Below are 15,595 nucleotides of genomic sequence, written 5' to 3'. Positions count from 1 at the left end.
GTAATAAACGTTACTCGGTTGCGTTATTCTCGATGGAATGACGTCACTCGACCCTCTCGACCATGAGCTGAGCCGCGCGCTCGGCGAAGAGCGGACCTACCACGACAGCTGCCGTACGGCCCTGAAGGGCATGATCGACGGCGCCGAGGAACGGGTCGCCACCGGCGCCGACGTCTCCGCCTCCGGGGCGGACGCGGAAGTCCTCGGTTACCAATTCCGCAGCCAGGCAAAGGAGTTGGCCGAACTTCCGGACGGCCCGCTGTTCTTCGGACGCCTGGACTTCGGGCCGGGCGCCGGCGATCACGCCGGGCAGAGCTATCACATCGGCCGCATCCGGATCAGCGAACACCCCGCGTCCCCACCCCTGGTGATCGACTGGCGGGCCCCGGTCTCGCGGGCGTTCTACCAGGCCCGCGCCGCCGATCCGCGCGGCGTGGCCGTCCGCCGCCGGTTCGGCTGGGCGCCGTGGAGCAAGGGCGTGTCGGAGGACCTGACGGGCCTGGAGGACGAATCCCTCCAGGCGGCCGGAGGTACCGGTGCGGCGGCCGGCCCGGGTTCGGCCCCCGGCGCGATCCTCGCCGGTGAGATCGAGCGTCCGCGCGTCGGCCCCATGCGCGACATCGTCGCCACCATCCAGCCCGAGCAGGACGATCTCGTACGGGACGAACTCGCCGTCTCCGTCTGCGTCCAGGGCGCCCCCGGCACCGGCAAGACCGCCGTCGGCCTGCACCGCGCCGCGTACCTCCTCTACACCCACCCCGACCGGATCAAGCGCGGCGGACTGCTCATCCTCGGGCCGAACCGCACGTTCCTCTCCTACATCGCCGAGGTGCTGCCCTCCCTCGGCGAGACGGGCGTCCGCCAGTCGACGGTGGAGGACGAGGTCGCCCGCCACCCGGTCCGGGCCGAGGACGACGAGGCCGCCGCGCTCGTCAAACACGACGTACGGATGGCGGCCGTGCTGCGCCGCGCGCTGTACGGGCGGGTGCGCGCACCCGCCAACTCCCTTGAGGTGCCGGACGGTTCGTACCGCTGGCGGCTGCCGGTCGCCGACCTGGAGCGGATCGTCGCCGACGTACGGCAGGAGGCGCCGCCGTACGCGATCGGCCGCGAGCGCGTCCGCACCCGCGCCGTACGGCTGATCCAGCAGCAGGCCGAACGGCGCTCGGGCGTCAAGAGCAACGCCTGGCTCCAGAAGATCTCCCGCGCGCGGCCGGTCTCCGCGTTCGTGGACGAGGTCTGGCCGAAGGTGAGCCCGGAGGAGGTCGTCGCGGAGCTGCTGGCGGATCCCGCCGTCGCCGCCGACGGCATCCTCGACCCGGCCGAGCGGCGCGCGCTGACCTGGGCGCGGCCCCGTTCCGCGCGTACGGCCCCGTGGTCCGCCGCCGATCTGCTCCTGCTGGACGAGGTGGCCGGGCTTCTCGAACGCCAGGACAGCTACGGCCACATCGTGGTGGACGAGGCCCAGGACCTCTCCCCGATGCAGTGCCGCGCCATCGCCCGCCGCGCCGGATTCGGCTCGCTGACCGTGCTCGGCGACCTGGCGCAGGGCACCACCCCGTGGGCCGCCCGCAGTTGGCGGGAACACCTCGCGCATCTGGGGGCGCCCGACGCGTCGATCGCTCAACTGACCGTCGGCTTCCGGGTACCCGGCGCGATCGTCTCGCTGACGAACCGGCTGCTCGGCACCCTGGAGGTGAAGCTGCCGCCCGCCCGGTCCCTGCGCGCGGACGGCGAACTGCGCATCGAGAAGGTGCCGGAGGCGGCGGGGATGGGCGCGGCCGTGGTCGAGGCGGTACGCGCGGCGCTGCCGTACGAGGGGTCGATCGCCGTCATCGCGGCCGACCCCGACATCGCGCGCCTGCGCGAGGCGCTGACCGGGGCGGGTCTGGCGCCCGCGGCCCCCGCCCCCGGTGAACTGGGCGCCCGCGTCACGCTGTTGCCCGCCTCGCTCGCCAAGGGCCTGGAGTACGACCACGTCGTCGCTGTCGAGCCGGCCACGATCGCGGCCGCCGAACGACGCGGCGCGCACCGGCTGTACGTGGTGCTCACACGGGCGGTGTCGCGGCTGCATGTGCTGCACAGCGCCGAGCTGCCGTTCTAGGCGTGCGGAGCCGGCGGCGGGCCCGCCCCTAGGACATGGCGTGATCGGCCAGGACCTCGGCGATCACATGGCGTGCGTTCGCCGCGAGGGGCGGGTTCGTGTGGAGGTAGTACGGGAGCTGGTTGAGCGCCATCAGCAGCGCCCAGCCGCGCCCGCGCGCCCAGGTCGCGTCGTCGGCGTCCAGGGCGGTACGGAAGTCGTCCCGTACGCCGGCCGGGAGCAGATTCCACGCGGGGATCAGGTCGGAGGCGGGTTCACCCACCCCCACGGTGCCGAAGTCGATGACGCCACCGAGCCGTCCGCCGCCGACGCCGCCGGCACTTCCGGCACCGTCGACGCCCTCCACCAGGAGATTTCCCGGCATCAGATCGGAGTGGAGCCAGACAGGCGGGCCGTCCCACACGGGCGCTCGCAGCGACACCTCCCACGCCGCCGTCGCCGCCTCGGCGTCGATGAGCCCGCCCAGCTCGCGGAGCCGGGCGATCGCGGCGCGCGCCCCGTCGTCGTGCGCGGACAGCGGCCCCGTCCGGTAGGCGGGCGGCCCGTCCGTGGCGTCGATCCGGCGCAGCGCCAGGACGAAGTCGGCCAAGTCCGTTGCCAGCAGGCCGGGTTCGGTGAGGTGCCCGGCCTCCGGGTGGGCACCGTCGAGCCAGCGGTAGACCGACCACGGCCAGGGGTAGCCCTCGGCGGGCGTGCCCGCGCCGAGGACGACGGGGACGGGGACCGGGAGCTGCGGGGCGAGCCACGGCAGCCAGCGCTGTTCCTTCGCCAGGTCTTCGACGCCGCCCTCGATCCGGGGGAGCCGTACGGTCATGTCGTCGCCGAGCCGGTACACGGCGTTGACGGTGCCGCTGGACGGGAAGGGCTCGACGGGCAGCCCGGCCCAGTGCGGGAACTGCGCGGCGAGCAGCCTGCGTACAAGAGCGATATCGGTCGGCACCTCGTCGGCGTGCATCATGTGGGGTCCGTCCCGTTCTCGGCGGCCTCGTAGGCGTACGGCAGCAGCTCCCGTACCGGCACGGCCCGCAGACCGTTCTCCGTCCTCACGACGACCTCGATCCGCGGGAAGTAGTCCAGCAGCACCTGCCGGCAGCGCCCGCACGGCGGCAGCACCCCCCGCCCGTCGCTCGCGACCGCCACGACGGTGACCAGGTCGTACGCGCCGACGGCCGCGGCCGCGCCGATGGTCACCAGCTCGGCGCAGGGGCCGCCGGTGAAGTGGTACACGTTCATACCGGTGACGATCCGGCCGTCACGGTCGCGGGCGGCGCAGGCCACGGTGTGGTCGTCGCCCTTGGCGTGGGCCACGACGAGGCGGGTCGCGGCGTCGACGAGTTCGGCCGGTCCATGATCCAGGTCATGATCGAGGTCAGCAGTCACGGGACGGAACGGTACTCGCGGGCGGCTGCCGACCCCACCGAATATGCCGCCGCACGGCCCTCGACGTGCGTTCCGAGCCGAAGCTCCCGAGCCGAATACTCGCGGGCCGATCCGGCCGCCGCCCGCTACCGTGCGGACATGCCCGAACTTCAGCTGCTCCGTCTCGACCATGCCCCCGCGCTGCTCGCGTTCGAGAAGGAGAACCGGGCCTACTTCGCCGCCTCGATTCCCGACCGGGGTGACGCGTACTTCACCGGTTTCGACGAACGGCACGCGGACCTTCTCGCCGAACAGGCCACCGGGCTGTGCTACTTCCATGTGCTGGTGAACGGCGACGGCGGTACGGCAGGGGAGACGACGGCCGGTACGACGGGCGAGGTGGTCGGACGCGTCAACCTCGTCGACGTGGCGGACGGTTCGGCCGAACTGGGATACCGGATCGCCGAGAAGGCGGCCGGCAAGGGCCTGGCGACGGACGCCGTCCGGCGGATCTGTGTGCTGGCCGCCGAGACGTACGGGCTGACGGAACTTCGCGCGAAGACGACCGACGACAACACCGCCTCGCGCGCGGTGCTGGAGCGTACGGGATTCGTGACCACCGGCAAGATCGAGCTGAGCGACCGCCCCGGAACGACCTATATCCGCACGCTGAGCTGAGCGCCCAGCTCCCGGAAACCGAGCGCCGCCGCCACTCGCCGCGAGGAGTACGGCCGGGCCCGCCACTGCGGCAGCAGACCGGCGTCGAGCGCGTGCGACACCGCCGCCGACGCCACGATCGTCGCCAGGCCCCGGCCCCGGTGGTGCGGGGCGACCAGCACGCACAGGTGGGCGACCGACCGTGGCCAGGCCGCGTAACCGGCCGCCGCGACCACGTCACCGCCCTCACCTCTACCGCCGCGTCTGCCCTCGCGGAGCAGGAACGCCGGTGAGGTGATCTCGTCCAGACCGGCCTCGTCCGCGTCGTCCTTCCCGACCGTGGCCAGCAGCGCGTCGAGCGCGCTCGTGCCGTTCGCCGCCCGCTCGACGGTGCCGCCCGTCACCTCCTCGGGACGCGCCTTCGCGGGTACGAACGAGTCCCGGCCCCGCTCCAGATAGCCGAGCGCGGCGGGCCCCAGCACGTCGAGCAGCGGAGCCGTACCGCCGAGTGCCACGCCGAGCCGGACCGGGTCGACCAGTTCCTCGTACGACAGCCGCCGTGCCGCCTCGCCCATCGCCTCGGCGCGCCGCGCGTCCGGCGCGGTGATGACGGCGGCGTCGCCGATCCGTACGATCCCGGCCCAGCCTGGCGGACAGAGCAGCGAGTCGGGCGCGACCACGACGCCCGCGGGGGAGGTGAACTCGACCGGCACACCTGCGAGTTCGGTCCACAGGGCGCGTGCGTGGGTCACCGCCGAAGGCGCGTCGGTCTTCCGGTCCATGCCGAGAACGGTAGGCCGGAACGCCGTCCCGGCGCGACCGACTTCAGCCCCCCGCGTGGGCCGCGTAGTGCTCGGCGATCTCGTCGCTCGTCGTCAGCCAGACGCCCGGGTGGTTCGCGATGTGCTCCAGCGCCTGGTCGAGATACTTGTGCCGGAACGGCTGGTTGATGACGAACGGATGCAGCACCAGCGACATCACCCGCCCGCTGTCCGCCGCGTCCTCATACAACTGCTCCAGCTGGTCCTTGACGATCCGCACGAAGTCCGGACCGCTGAGGCTCTTGCCGACGAACAGACTGATGTCGTTGACCTCGATGGAGTACGGGACGCTCAGCAGGCCGGGCACGTTGAGCCGGTACGGCTGGTCGTCGTTCGACCAGTCCAGCAGATAGCTCAGGCCCAACTCGGCCAGCAGCGCCGGGGTTTGGAACGTCTCGGTGAGCGCGGGACCCAGCCAGCCGCGCGGGCGCCGGCCGGTGTCCCGCTCGATGGTGTCGACCACCTCGGTGAGATAGGCGCGCTCCTCGTCGACCGTCATGTCGGCCTGGAAGATGGAGTTGTTCCTGCCGTGCGCGATCCATGCCCAGTCCCGGTCGCGGCCCGCTCGGACGATCTGCGGGTAGCGGGTGCCGACGTCGGAGTTGAGCATCACGCTCGCCCGTACGTGGTGCCGGTCGAGGCTGTCGATCAGCCGCCAGATACCGACCCGGGGGCCGTAGTCGCGCCAGCCGTAGTTCAAGGGGTCGGGCGCCAGGCCGGCGGTGCCCGCGAAGATGCTCGTGGAGGGGCGGTCGACCTGGTAGTGCTCGACGTTGAGCCCCACGTAGAAGGCGATGCGGGCGTCGTTCGGCCAGTGGATGGCGGGACGTTCGGTGATCGGGCTGTAGCCGAAGAGTTCGTTGTCCATGGCCACAGATTCAGACATTGACATCAGTGTGAGGGTCAAGCCGAAAATGGGTGCGGCTGTGCGGGCGGCCGGAAATACGATGCGTGACCATGAGCCCCGACCTGCCCGATCCGTCCGACCGCGCCCCGTCCGGCCGCGACCCGTCCGACCTGTCCGATCCGTCCGGCCAAGACCTCTCCCGCCCTTCCTCCGTCAGCCCGTTCCGTATCGACGTCCCGCAGGGGGACCTGGACGATCTGCACGACCGTCTCGACCGCGCCCGCTGGCCCGACGAACTGCCGGGGGCGGGCTGGGCGTACGGCATCCCGCTCGACCACGTCCGCGAGCTGGCGCACCACTGGCGGCACACGTACGACTGGCGGGCGGCCGAGGCGGAGCTGAACCGGTGGCCGCAGTTCACCACCACGATCGACGGCGCGAACATCCACTTCGCCCACATCCGGTCGCCGGAACCGGACGCGACGCCGCTGATCATGACGCACGGCTGGCCGGGCTCGCCGGTCGAGTTCGCGGACGTGGCGGGCCCGCTCACCGATCCTCGCGCGCACGGCGGCGACCCGGCCGACGCGTTCCACCTGGTGCTGCCGAGCATCCCCGGCTTCGGGCTCTCCGGTCCCACACGGGAGCAGGGCTGGGAGTTCCGGCGCGTGGCCGGGGCGTTCGCCGTACTGATGGAGCGGCTGGGGTACGAGCGGTACGGCACCCAGGGCGGCGACTGGGGAGCGGCCGTCTCCCGTGAGCTGGGCCGTATCCGGCCCGGCAACGTCGTCGGCGTACACCTCAATCTGCTGCCGGGCGGCGGCCAGACGCATGAGCCGACCGAGGCGGAACTGGCCCCGCTGAGCCCCGAGGAGCGCCGGCGTACGTGGGCGTCGTGGGAGCGGGGGCGGGAGTTCGCCCGGGACCGTCAGGGGTACGCCGACATCCAGTCGACGCGCCCGCAGACGCTGGCGTACGGCCTGACGGACTCGCCGGTCGGTCAACTGGCCTGGATCGCCGAGAAGTTCCACGAGTGGGCCGACACGGCGGACGGTCGCCCGTACGGTGCCATCGACCGCGACCGACTGCTCACGAACGTGATGCTGTACTGGCTGACCGGCACCATCGGCTCGTCCGCCCGCATCTACTACGAGCGGGCGCACGCCCCGTACTGGGGTTCGCCGCCCGACCCGTCCATGGTCCCGACCGCGCTGGCCGACTTCGCGCACGACAACTTCATCCCACTGCGCCACATCGCGGACCTGACGAACAACATCACGCGCTGGACCTCGTACGACCGGGGCGGCCATTTCGCGGCGCTGGAGGTGCCGGAGCTGCTGGTGGCGGACGTACGGGAGTTCTTCCGCAAGGTCATCGCGTGACGGTGCGGGCGAGGGCGTCGACCGTGGCGCGCCGGGGGCCGGTCAGGCCGAGGAAGTCCGTACTGTCCGCCCACTGATCCACTCCGCCGGTGAGCGGCAGGCCGCGCAGCTCGGGGTGGGTGACGGTCGCCGCCAGTGCCCGGGCGAAGCGTTCGGCGTGCAGCACCTGGAACGGTCTGTCGTGGTACGGCCGGCGCGCCGGGTCCACCGGGTCCGCGAGACCGGTGCTGTTCTGGAGCGTGGCCACGAACTCGTACGCGTCGCAGAGATGCCGCTCGCGTACCGGATACTCCGTCGCCGCCAGGGCGCCCGCCAGCGACGGCGTCAGCTCCTCGGCGACGGCGAGCCGTCCGAAGGCGCTGCCGAGCCACTTGCTGTACGGGGCGTACGTCCGCCCCAACAGCAGGCACAGCCGCATCAGATCACGCACCAGCCGCCCCGCGACGACCGCCGACCCGAGGTCGTCCCCGGCCTCGGCGCAACGGCCGACGAAAGCCTCCTCCTGGGAGATCCGCTGCCACTGACAGGCCAGCAGATAGCGCCACACCTGATCGGGGTACCAGGCCAGCCGGGCCCGCGCCGCGCCCAGCGTGCCGCCGAGGCCGTGTGTGTCGAGTCCGTCGTGGAACACGGCGCCGCCGGTGACCTCCGCGAGGCGCTGCTGCGGCATGGCGAGCCAGTCGCGTACGGACGGCTCCGCCGCCGCCACCCCCAGCTCGGTCCGCAGCCAGTTGCCGACATCGTCGACCGAGACCCGGTGGTCGACCTCTCCCTCCGTCAACTCCATCAAGCCGATGGGGACTTCGGGGTCATGGCGACGGAAGTGCGTGGGCCAGCCGCGTACGTGCTTCGGCAGCCGTACCGCGAGCAGCCGGCGCAGCTCCGCCCCGTGCTCGGCGGCCTCCTCCGGCGCGAGGAACAGATTCAGGCGCGGCCCCCACTCGTGGTCGGCGGACCGGGCCGAGTCGAACCCGAGCACCTCGGAGCCCGAGCCGACGCGCGCGGCCGCGTGGCGCAGCCCCGGATACGCGCTGTCGAGGACGGGCCGTACCGCCTCCTCGTACAGGATGCGTGAGAGGTCGAGGCCGGGGATGAAGTCGGGGCGGGGGTGGGGGTGCACGGGCTCACTGTGCCGGACGGAACGGACGTCGGCCACGCAATATGGCCCCCTGTGCGGGCCCCGTCCCACCCCCGGCTCAGTGACCGCCCTTGGTCACCCGCTCCGCGAGGAAGTCCTCCCAGGTCCGCTTTCCGACTCGGCCCCGTCGAGGGTCAGATTGTCCCCGGCACGGTACGCGCGGCCGATCTTGCCCGGCACACGGACCGGCATCGTCGGCCGGCGCTTGCCGCGCGCCCGGAGGTAGCCGCGGCTCAGCTCGCTCAGCCCGTACAGCTTCGGCCCGGTCAGGTCGGCCACCCGGCCGGCCGGTTCGCCGAGGGTCAGCTCCACCAGCCGGGCCGCCACGTCGCGGGAGTCGACCGGCTGCATCCGCAGCCCGCCGGGGGATGGGAGCACCGGCAGTTTCGCCATCGTGCGCGTCATGGTGAGGATCAGGTCGTGGATGCGTTCCTCGCGGCCTCCCGGGGCGGGGACTTCGAGGCGCTGGTCGCGCTGCTCGACTCGGACGTGATCCTCCGCGCCGACCGCGCGGCGGGCCCCACTCGCGTGCCGATCGTGCTCCGTGGCGCGCGGAATGTGGCGAAGGGCGCGTCCATGGCCGCGGAACGTGTCCGGTTCACCCGGCCCGCGCTGGTGAACGGGTCGCCCGGACTGGTGATGGCTCCGGGCGGACGGCTCTTTCTGGTCCTCGCGTTCACGATCGCGGACGACGGCAGGGTCACCGAGATCGACATCATCGCGGACGAGGATCGCCTGGGGCAGGTGGAAGTGGCGGTACTCGACGCGTAACGCTTCAGCTGCCGGAGGCGCCCGAGCTGCCGGCTCCGCCGGGGCCACCCGAGCCGTCCGGGCCGCCCGGGTGCAGGACGGCCTCGGTGATCTCCCGTATCCGCTCCGGCGTGATCCCGGTGCGCTGCTCGACGGCCAGGGGATGGTCGGTCGGCTCCAGCTCGACAAGGGGGCGCTGCCCGAGCGGACGCGTGTGGAGGTGTGTCCGCAGATTGATGGTGCTGGGCGCGTACAGCCCCAGCTCGGTGGTCAGCCATCCGAAGTACGGCTCCTCGGACTCACGACCCGGCCTGTTCCAGACCTTGAGCGCCCGCGCGAAGTTGTCCGCGCTCAGGGATACCCAGACACCCCAGGAGAAGGACTCGGCACCGCCGATGACGGGTATCTCGATCAGACCTTTGACGAAATAATGCTGCGCTCTGACGACACACTGATCCGAGGAGAGCATGCTGTCCGGGTCGTCGGCGCAGCTCTCGTCCCAGACGTCGGGCGCCATGGTGGAGTAGTTCATGGGGGGCTCGGAGTGGTGCTGCCCGCAGCAAGAGCAAGTGAAGCCGAATTCACTGACCATGCCCGCGAGCGTACCGACCGCCACTGACAGTGAGGGATCGGAGCGCGATCGGGCCATGGACGTCACGACACAGCCCTCGGCGGCCCAGTCCCGGAGCGCCTGCGGAACGGATGGCGGAGAGAGCGGAGAGAGTGGCTTGTATGAGTGAGCGCGACCTTCAGCCGAAAGGCCCGTCGTCGGCGGGCACCTGGTGCTGCCTGGGCGGGGGCCATGTCTACACGGAGGCGGACAGGGAGCTGGCCGAGGCGATCGGGCACAGTTTCCCTGTCGTCCCGGCGGCGGCTCGCGCTTCGCACGCTTTCCTGGAGCGGGTCGTGGACCACACCGCACGGGCGGGCATCACGCAATTCCTCGACCTGGGCACGGGGCTGCCCGTCGAACCGAACACGCACGAGGTGGCGCAGGCCATCGAGAAGGACGCGCGCGTCGTGTACGTCGACAACGACCCGACCGTCATCGAACACGCCCGCGCGCTCATGGCCATCGGATCCCCCGACGGCGCCGTCGACTACGTGGACGGTGACGTCCGCGACGTACAGAAGATCCTCGACGAAGCCCGCAGGACCCTCGACCTGGACCGGCCCGTCGCGGTCCTGATGCTGTCCATGCTCGGGCACATCGAGAACCCCACCGAGGCGGGCGAGATCGCCCAGCGCTATATGCGCGCCATGGCGCCCGGCAGCTATCTCGCCACCTGCGACTCGTACGACTCCCCGGACATGCGGGCGGCGGCAGCGGCGTACGCGGCGGGCGGCGGCCCGCCGATCCACCTCCGCACGGTGGCCCAGCTGGAGCCCACCGGCGCCGGGCTCGAATTCCTCGCCCCTGTCGGCCCCATCTCCCTCTGGAACCCGACCGAGCCGGACCCCGAGCCCGTGGACCAGTGGGGATTCGTCGCACGGAAGCCTTAGCTCCCCACGTTCCCAACGTCCCCAAGCTCCGAAGCTCTCCACATCGGGGCATTTGAGGCATACCGTGGTTATTGACACCTCGGTTCGGCGTCAGGGGTTGATCATGGGCGAGGCACTGGTCATAGCGGTCATAGCAGTGATTTGCGCGTGCGGGATCTACGCGCTGGCGGCCGCGCGGGTCGTCAAGCAGTACGAGCGGGGCGTGGTCTTCCGTCTGGGGCGGGTGCGAGATGGCATCCGAGGGCCCGGGTTCACGCTGATCGTCCCGTTCGTGGACAGACTGAACAAGATCAACATGCAGATCGTGACGATGCCTGTCCCCGCGCAGGACGGCATCACGCGCGACAACGTCACCGTGCGCGTGGACGCGGTCATCTACTTCAAGGTCGTCGACGCGGCGGACGCGCTGATCCGCGTCGAGGACTACCGGTTCGCGGTGTCGCAGATGGCGCAGACGTCGTTGCGGTCGATCATCGGCAAGAGCGATCTGGACGACCTTCTCTCGAACCGCGAGAAGCTGAACCAGGGCCTGGAGCTGATGATCGACAGCCCGTCCATCGGCTGGGGCGTGCAGATCGACCGCGTCGAGATCAAGGACGTGTCGTTGCCGGAGACCATGAAGCGGTCGATGGCACGCCAGGCCGAGGCGGACCGTGAGCGCCGCGCGCGGGTGATCAACGCGGATGCGGAACTGCAGGCGTCGAAGAAGCTCTCCGAGGCGGCCCGCCAGATGGCCGGGCAGCCGGCCGCGCTTCAACTGAGGCTGCTGCAGACCGTGGTGGCTGTCGCCGCCGAGAAGAACTCCACGCTCGTGCTGCCCTTCCCGGTCGAACTGCTCCGCTTCCTCGAACGCGCCACACCCGCCGAGGCGGCGCAGGCTGTGCAGGCGGTCTCGGGCGCCGTACAGGCGGCTCCGGCACAGGCTTCTTCGACACAGGCGGCTCCGACTCCCGAAGCGAAGAAGCAGGAGGAGGAGAAGCCGGAACAGGAGAAGCCGGAACAGAAGAAGCAGACCGTCTGATCAACCAGTGCCCGCCCTGACGCGCCTGGACGAACCGGCCGTCCTCGTCAGGTGAGCGGGGCGGACCGGGGCTCAGCCACCGGCGGTGCGAGGAAGTGCCGGACGTCGGCGGCGAAGGACGACATCTGCTCCCCGGCCTCCAACCACGTGGTCACCGACGCACGCCAGCCGCCGGCGGCGTCGGGCCACGGGCGCAGCGTCCAGGTCAGACCGATATGCCCACCGGACCGGAACACGGCCGAGACAGCCAGGTCCCGGTCGTCGTTACGCCAGGTCCGCTCGCCGTCCCAGCCTCGGTGGTCGGCGGCCAACCGGGCCAGGAACGGCACGAGATCGCTGTCCCAGACCCAGGCCACCACCTCGCCGACGCGAGCGGTCAGCCCCGGAGCCCACGCCTCGACGGCGTAGTGCACGCAGTCCTCGTCGAAGCTGGACCGATCGCAGAACCGCACACCGACGGACGGGTTGTCCTGGCAGCGGATGGTCACGCCCGCCTGCTCGTCGATGGCGTCGTCGTCGGGAGAGGTCACACGGCACCTTTTCACAGGTGGGGCCACCCGTCCGGGCGGGCCATGTGCCGTGTGGCACACCGGTGTTCAGCTACGGCGTGCCGCCCACACCGTGCGCTCGGTGCGGACCGTCAGGTCGTCGCGGCGCGCGATGCTGTGGGGGCTTTCGGTGTCGAGCAACCGGTCGAGCGCGGCGAGGTCTTCGGGGGCCAGATCCTCGGCGATGCCTCCCCGCATGCGGGTCAGGCTGCTGAGCGCGTAGCGGCCGACGGCCTCGGTGTGGGGCGGGCCCAGGTTGACGGTGATGGTGCGTTCGCCTTCGACGGTGAAGCCGGCGGCGGCCAGCTTGGGGCCCCAGTCGGCGCCTCGGTGGGGCAGGTGCTCGGAGTGGTGGTGGTCGATCGCGGCGTGGCAGCGTTCTTCGAGTCCGGGGCGGTCCGCCGGGGCGCCTTCGGGTAGGAAGCGCGGAAAGCTCGCCAGTTCGACGACGGCGAACAGCCCGTCGGGGGCGAGCGTGTCGTGGACCTGGCGCAAGGTGCGGTCGGGGTCGGCCATGTGGTGCATGGAGGCTGACGCCCATACGAGTTCGGGTGTGCCGAGGTTCGGCCAGTCCCCGTCGAGGTCGGCCTGAACGGTGCGTACGCGATCGGCGAGACCGGCGGCCTCGGCCTTGTGCCGCAGCCGGTTCAGATGGCTGGTCGAGGTGTCGACGGCGGTCACCTCGGCCTGGGGGAAGCGCTTGAGCAGGGCGAGGGTGCCGGCGCCGGTTCCGCAGCCCAGGTCCACGATGCGGCGGGGGTCGGCCTTGACGGGCAGCCACGCGGTGATGGAGGCGATGTGTTCGGCGAGCACCTCGGCGTCCAGGTCGAGGATCTCCGACTGGTCGTCGTGGTCCCCGTGGTCCCCGTGGCCGTTCGGGGCGTGAGCGTGAGCGTGAGCGTGGGGGTGGGGGTGGGGGTGGGCGTCGTACGAGGCGGGTGTCATGACGGCCACGCTATGAGGATCATGAGCGTGCGGCCCGGTCGCCGTCGGGAACGGCAAGAAGGTGGCGCCTGACCTGCTCGCCGCGCAAGTGGACGGCACCGCGGGGGCCATCGCGGCGGTCACTTCGGCCGTCGACGCCGCCGTCAACGCCGCCGTCAACGCGGTCCGTCACTGCGGCGGGCTGTCGTCGCCGCGTTGGTGGCCCCGCCGGGCGTCGCGGTCGAAGATGCCCAGGAGATCGCACGGTCCCCCTTCCGCGCCGAGGGCGTGCGGGAGCATCGTGGGGAACTCGGCGGCCTGGTTGGTCTCCACCCGGAAGCGCCGGTTGCCCAGGAGCAGTACGGCGGTGCCGGAGAGGACGACGAACCACTCTCGGCCCGGGTGGGCGCGCATGCGGGAGGGGTTGTCCGGCGGGGGGTCCGTCAGGCGCTGACGTACCACGCTCATGCCCGGGTCCGCCCGGACGGGCCAGCGCAGCTGCTGATGGGCGGCGTCGATCGTCGGGTTGGAGATGACGTCGTCCGTGGCCGTCTCGACCAGTTGGTCGAGAGTGGTGTCCAGAGCGCGGGCGAGAGTGACGAGCTGGTCGAGAGCGAGACGGCGCTGACCGTTCTCGATCCGGCTCAGTGTGGAGGGGCTGAGGCGGGCGCGGGTGGCCAGCTCGTCCAGGGACAGGCCCTGCGCCACGCGCAGGGCGCGGACTCGTTTGCGTACCAGGCTGTCGAGATCTCCATCATCTTGCGTCATAGGCAACATCCTATGCCTCATACGCAAACGGTGCTTAGTGTGGTCGTACGAGGGCCCGCTCGGGGCCCGCTCATCGCAAGGGGACGTACGCCATGCCCGTAACGACTGATACCGATACCGATACCGAGAAGATCGTTGACGCCGTCGTGATCGGCGGCGGCGCCGCGGGCCTGAACGGCGCGCTGATGCTCGCCCGCTCCCGCCGCTCCGTCGTCGTGATCGACGGCGGCACGCCCCGCAACGCGCCCGCCGACGGCGTGCACGGCCTGCTCGGCCAGGAGGGCGTCCCGCCGGCGGACCTGCTGCGCCGGGGGCGCGAGGAGGTGCGCGGCTACGGCGGCGAGGTGGTGGCCGGCGAGGTGATCAGCGCCGTCCCCGTCCACCTGGCCACCGATCCGTCCGCCGATCCGTCCGCCGACCCGTCCGCCGACTCCACCGCCGAGGGCGATCCGCGCTTCACGGTCACGCTCGCCGACGGCAGCGCCCTGCGGGCGCGCCGGCTGCTGGTCGCCACCGGACTGCGCGACGTACTGCCCGACATTCCGGGGCTGGCCGAGCACTGGGGACACGGCGTGGTGCACTGCCCGTACTGCCACGGCTGGGAGGTGCGCGACGAACCGATCGGGATCCTGGCCGTCGGCCCGGCCTCCGTCCACCACGCCCTGCTGTTCCGGCAGTTGACCGACGACCTGGTCTACTTCACCCGCGGCACCGACCCGGACGAGGAGACCCGGGCACGTTTCGCCGCTCGCGGCATCCGTGTCGTCGACACCCCTGTCGCGGCGGTCGAGTCCACCCGGGACGGCGGCATCGCGGGCGTACGGCTGACCGACGGGCAGCTCGTGCCCCGCCGCGTCGTCGCGGTGGCGACCGTCATGCGGGCCCGTACCGAAGGACTGGCCGGGCTGGAGTTGCCGATGGAGGACCTGCCGGGCGGCATGGGCCGCCACTTCGTCACCGGCCCGGCCGGGACCACGCCGGTGCGGGGCGTCTGGGTGGCCGGCAACGCCACCGACCCGACCGCCCAGGTCGGCGCCTCCGCCGCCGCGGGCGCCCTGGCCGGCGCGCACATCAACGCCGACCTGGCCACCGCCGACACGGACGCGGCCCTCACCGCCGCGCGGCAAGTCACGTCTTAGACCCTGTCCGGAGCACCGCCGGCCCTCGGCGCCGCGCGCACATGCGCGCGCTCGCCCTGCTTGCCGACCAGGCTCAGGAACTCGACGGGGCCGGAGCTGGTCGCGCCGAACCAGTGCGGTGTACGGGTGTCGAACTCGGCCGCCTCGCCCGGCTTGAGTACGAGATCGTGCTCGCCGAGCAGCAGGCGGAGCGTGCCGTTGAGGACGTAGATCCAGTCGTAGCCCTCGTGGGTGCGCAGGACGGGCTCCACGCCGCTTCCCGCCGCGGGAGCGGGCAGGACGAACTTGTACGCCTGGATGCCGCCGGGCCTGCGGGTCAGGGGCAGCACGGTTGATCCGTCTCCGCAGGCGATGGGGCGGAGGTTGACGCGGGGGTTCCCGGTACGGGGCGCGTCGACCAGCTCGTCGATGGTGGCGCCGTGGACGCGGGCGAGCGGCAGGAGCTGTTCGAGCGTGGGGCGCCGCAGGCCCGCCTCAAGTCTCGACAACGTACTGACCGAGATGCCGGTCGCCTCCGCGAGGCCGGTCAGCGTCATGTCGCGGGCGAGGCGCAGTTGCTTCAGCCGGGGGCCGACGGCGTCGAGCGTGCGGTCCACTTCGTCGTCATCCATGCGCGTCAGTGTGTCCGCCGGTT

General features: G+C 71.6%; 18 protein-coding genes. 7 read left to right on the top strand and 11 right to left on the bottom strand.

Annotated elements, in window-relative coordinates; all coding sequences use genetic code 11:
- Positions 1-37 precede the first annotated feature (37 nt).
- Positions 38-2,104: a HelD family protein gene (locus ACFUN8_RS03370; RefSeq protein WP_383630676.1), complete on the top strand. Its 2,067-nt coding sequence runs from the start codon at positions 38-40 to the stop codon at positions 2,102-2,104.
- A 28-nt stretch (positions 2,105-2,132) separates the two neighbouring features.
- Here the strand turns inward: ACFUN8_RS03370 and ACFUN8_RS03365 are convergent, their stop codons facing one another.
- A complete protein-coding gene (locus ACFUN8_RS03365; RefSeq protein WP_383630934.1) occupies positions 2,133-3,059 on the bottom strand; it encodes an aminoglycoside phosphotransferase family protein in 927 nt (308 codons plus the stop codon).
- Positions 3,059-3,484: a cytidine deaminase family protein gene (locus ACFUN8_RS03360; protein ID WP_383630673.1), complete on the bottom strand. Its 426-nt coding sequence runs from the start codon at positions 3,482-3,484 to the stop codon at positions 3,059-3,061. The genes ACFUN8_RS03365 and ACFUN8_RS03360 overlap by 1 nt, the downstream gene beginning before the upstream one ends.
- Before the next feature lie 138 nt (positions 3,485-3,622).
- On the opposite strand from ACFUN8_RS03360, the gene ACFUN8_RS03355 reads away from it, so the two are divergent.
- Entirely contained in the window at positions 3,623-4,141 is a 519-nt protein-coding gene (locus tag ACFUN8_RS03355) for a GNAT family N-acetyltransferase (RefSeq protein ID WP_383630670.1), read from the top strand.
- Here ACFUN8_RS03355 and ACFUN8_RS03350 read toward each other — a convergent pair.
- Positions 4,120-4,902: a GNAT family N-acetyltransferase gene (locus ACFUN8_RS03350; protein WP_383630667.1), complete on the bottom strand. Its 783-nt coding sequence runs from the start codon at positions 4,900-4,902 to the stop codon at positions 4,120-4,122. The genes ACFUN8_RS03355 and ACFUN8_RS03350 overlap by 22 nt on opposite strands.
- Before the next feature lie 43 nt (positions 4,903-4,945).
- Positions 4,946-5,827, bottom strand: a complete 882-nt coding sequence (locus ACFUN8_RS03345; protein ID WP_383630664.1) for a polysaccharide deacetylase family protein — start codon at positions 5,825-5,827, stop codon at positions 4,946-4,948.
- Between the two features lie 71 nt (positions 5,828-5,898).
- On the opposite strand from ACFUN8_RS03345, the gene ACFUN8_RS03340 reads away from it, so the two are divergent.
- Positions 5,899-7,170, top strand: a complete 1,272-nt coding sequence (locus ACFUN8_RS03340) for an epoxide hydrolase family protein (RefSeq protein ID WP_383630661.1) — start codon at positions 5,899-5,901, stop codon at positions 7,168-7,170.
- Here the strand turns inward: ACFUN8_RS03340 and ACFUN8_RS03335 are convergent.
- Positions 7,160-8,290 (bottom strand): DUF4037 domain-containing protein, encoded by a 1,131-nt coding sequence (locus tag ACFUN8_RS03335; protein ID WP_383630658.1) that lies wholly within the window; start codon positions 8,288-8,290, stop codon positions 7,160-7,162. The two genes, ACFUN8_RS03340 and ACFUN8_RS03335, sit on opposite strands and share 11 nt — an antisense overlap.
- A gap of 93 nt (positions 8,291-8,383) precedes the next feature.
- Positions 8,384-8,713, bottom strand: coding sequence for a hypothetical protein (locus tag ACFUN8_RS03330; protein ID WP_383630655.1), 330 nt, complete (start codon positions 8,711-8,713; stop codon positions 8,384-8,386).
- 15 nt (positions 8,714-8,728) lie between these two features.
- Between ACFUN8_RS03330 and ACFUN8_RS03325 the strand changes: the two genes are divergently transcribed.
- Complete coding sequence (locus tag ACFUN8_RS03325; RefSeq protein WP_383630652.1) at positions 8,729-9,079, top strand: hypothetical protein; 351 nt, start codon at positions 8,729-8,731, stop codon at positions 9,077-9,079.
- 4 nt (positions 9,080-9,083) lie between these two features.
- On the opposite strand, the gene ACFUN8_RS03320 is transcribed toward ACFUN8_RS03325, so the two are convergent.
- Complete coding sequence (locus ACFUN8_RS03320; RefSeq protein WP_383630649.1) at positions 9,084-9,650, bottom strand: DUF2199 domain-containing protein; 567 nt, start codon at positions 9,648-9,650, stop codon at positions 9,084-9,086.
- A 140-nt stretch (positions 9,651-9,790) separates the two neighbouring features.
- Here ACFUN8_RS03320 and ACFUN8_RS03315 point away from each other — a divergent pair, with 140 nt between their 5' ends.
- Together ACFUN8_RS03315 and ACFUN8_RS03310 are read left to right on the top strand one after the other, a co-directional pair.
- Positions 9,791-10,561 carry an SAM-dependent methyltransferase gene (locus ACFUN8_RS03315; protein ID WP_383630646.1) on the top strand — a complete coding sequence of 257 codons (771 nt, stop codon included), beginning with the start codon at positions 9,791-9,793 and terminating at the stop codon, positions 10,559-10,561.
- 103 nt (positions 10,562-10,664) lie between these two features.
- Positions 10,665-11,582: a slipin family protein gene (locus ACFUN8_RS03310; RefSeq protein ID WP_383630644.1), complete on the top strand. Its 918-nt coding sequence runs from the start codon at positions 10,665-10,667 to the stop codon at positions 11,580-11,582.
- A 47-nt stretch (positions 11,583-11,629) separates the two neighbouring features.
- Here ACFUN8_RS03310 and ACFUN8_RS03305 read toward each other — a convergent pair whose 3' ends face one another.
- The 3 genes from ACFUN8_RS03305 to ACFUN8_RS03295 form a co-directional block, all read right to left on the bottom strand.
- On the bottom strand, positions 11,630-12,112 hold the full coding sequence (locus ACFUN8_RS03305; RefSeq protein ID WP_383630641.1) for a DUF6228 family protein: 483 nt from the start codon (positions 12,110-12,112) through the stop codon (positions 11,630-11,632).
- A 66-nt stretch (positions 12,113-12,178) separates the two neighbouring features.
- Positions 12,179-13,075, bottom strand: coding sequence for a class I SAM-dependent methyltransferase (locus ACFUN8_RS03300; protein ID WP_383630638.1), 897 nt, complete (start codon positions 13,073-13,075; stop codon positions 12,179-12,181).
- Between the two features lie 168 nt (positions 13,076-13,243).
- Positions 13,244-13,822 carry a helix-turn-helix domain-containing protein gene (locus tag ACFUN8_RS03295; RefSeq protein WP_383630635.1) on the bottom strand — a complete coding sequence of 193 codons (579 nt, stop codon included), beginning with the start codon at positions 13,820-13,822 and terminating at the stop codon, positions 13,244-13,246.
- A gap of 92 nt (positions 13,823-13,914) precedes the next feature.
- On the opposite strand from ACFUN8_RS03295, the gene ACFUN8_RS03290 reads away from it, so the two are divergent.
- Positions 13,915-14,961 carry an NAD(P)/FAD-dependent oxidoreductase gene (locus ACFUN8_RS03290; RefSeq protein WP_383630632.1) on the top strand — a complete coding sequence of 349 codons (1,047 nt, stop codon included), beginning with the start codon at positions 13,915-13,917 and terminating at the stop codon, positions 14,959-14,961.
- Here the strand turns inward: ACFUN8_RS03290 and ACFUN8_RS03285 are convergent.
- Positions 14,958-15,572 carry a helix-turn-helix domain-containing protein gene (locus tag ACFUN8_RS03285; protein ID WP_383630629.1) on the bottom strand — a complete coding sequence of 205 codons (615 nt, stop codon included), beginning with the start codon at positions 15,570-15,572 and terminating at the stop codon, positions 14,958-14,960. The two genes, ACFUN8_RS03290 and ACFUN8_RS03285, sit on opposite strands and share 4 nt — an antisense overlap.
- Positions 15,573-15,595 lie beyond the last annotated feature (23 nt).

It is taken from the genome of Streptomyces sp. NPDC057307, from assembly GCF_042667665.1.
Classification (GTDB): Bacteria; Actinomycetota; Actinomycetes; order Streptomycetales; family Streptomycetaceae; genus Streptomyces.
This window is presented reverse-complemented; position numbering and strand designations above follow the sequence as displayed.

Bases quoted from the DNA above. Each gene is read 5' to 3' on its own strand.
- ACFUN8_RS03370 (WP_383630676.1), top strand. From the start codon at position 38: ATGACGTCACTCGACCCTCTCGACCATGAGCTGAGCCGCGCGCTCGGC.
- ACFUN8_RS03365 (WP_383630934.1), bottom strand. From the start codon at position 3,059: ATGCACGCCGACGAGGTGCCGACCGATATCGCTCTTGTACGCAGGCTG.
- ACFUN8_RS03355 (WP_383630670.1), top strand. From the start codon at position 3,623: ATGCCCGAACTTCAGCTGCTCCGTCTCGACCATGCCCCCGCGCTGCTC.
- ACFUN8_RS03350 (WP_383630667.1), bottom strand. From the start codon at position 4,902: ATGGACCGGAAGACCGACGCGCCTTCGGCGGTGACCCACGCACGCGCC.
- ACFUN8_RS03345 (WP_383630664.1), bottom strand. From the start codon at position 5,827: ATGTCTGAATCTGTGGCCATGGACAACGAACTCTTCGGCTACAGCCCG.
- ACFUN8_RS03340 (WP_383630661.1), top strand. From the start codon at position 5,899: ATGAGCCCCGACCTGCCCGATCCGTCCGACCGCGCCCCGTCCGGCCGC.
- ACFUN8_RS03330 (WP_383630655.1), bottom strand. From the start codon at position 8,713: ATGACGCGCACGATGGCGAAACTGCCGGTGCTCCCATCCCCCGGCGGG.
- ACFUN8_RS03320 (WP_383630649.1), bottom strand. From the start codon at position 9,650: ATGGTCAGTGAATTCGGCTTCACTTGCTCTTGCTGCGGGCAGCACCAC.
- ACFUN8_RS03315 (WP_383630646.1), top strand. From the start codon at position 9,791: ATGAGTGAGCGCGACCTTCAGCCGAAAGGCCCGTCGTCGGCGGGCACC.
- ACFUN8_RS03310 (WP_383630644.1), top strand. From the start codon at position 10,665: ATGGGCGAGGCACTGGTCATAGCGGTCATAGCAGTGATTTGCGCGTGC.
- ACFUN8_RS03300 (WP_383630638.1), bottom strand. From the start codon at position 13,075: ATGACACCCGCCTCGTACGACGCCCACCCCCACCCCCACCCCCACGCT.
- ACFUN8_RS03295 (WP_383630635.1), bottom strand. From the start codon at position 13,822: ATGACGCAAGATGATGGAGATCTCGACAGCCTGGTACGCAAACGAGTC.
- ACFUN8_RS03290 (WP_383630632.1), top strand. From the start codon at position 13,915: ATGCCCGTAACGACTGATACCGATACCGATACCGAGAAGATCGTTGAC.
- ACFUN8_RS03285 (WP_383630629.1), bottom strand. From the start codon at position 15,572: ATGGATGACGACGAAGTGGACCGCACGCTCGACGCCGTCGGCCCCCGG.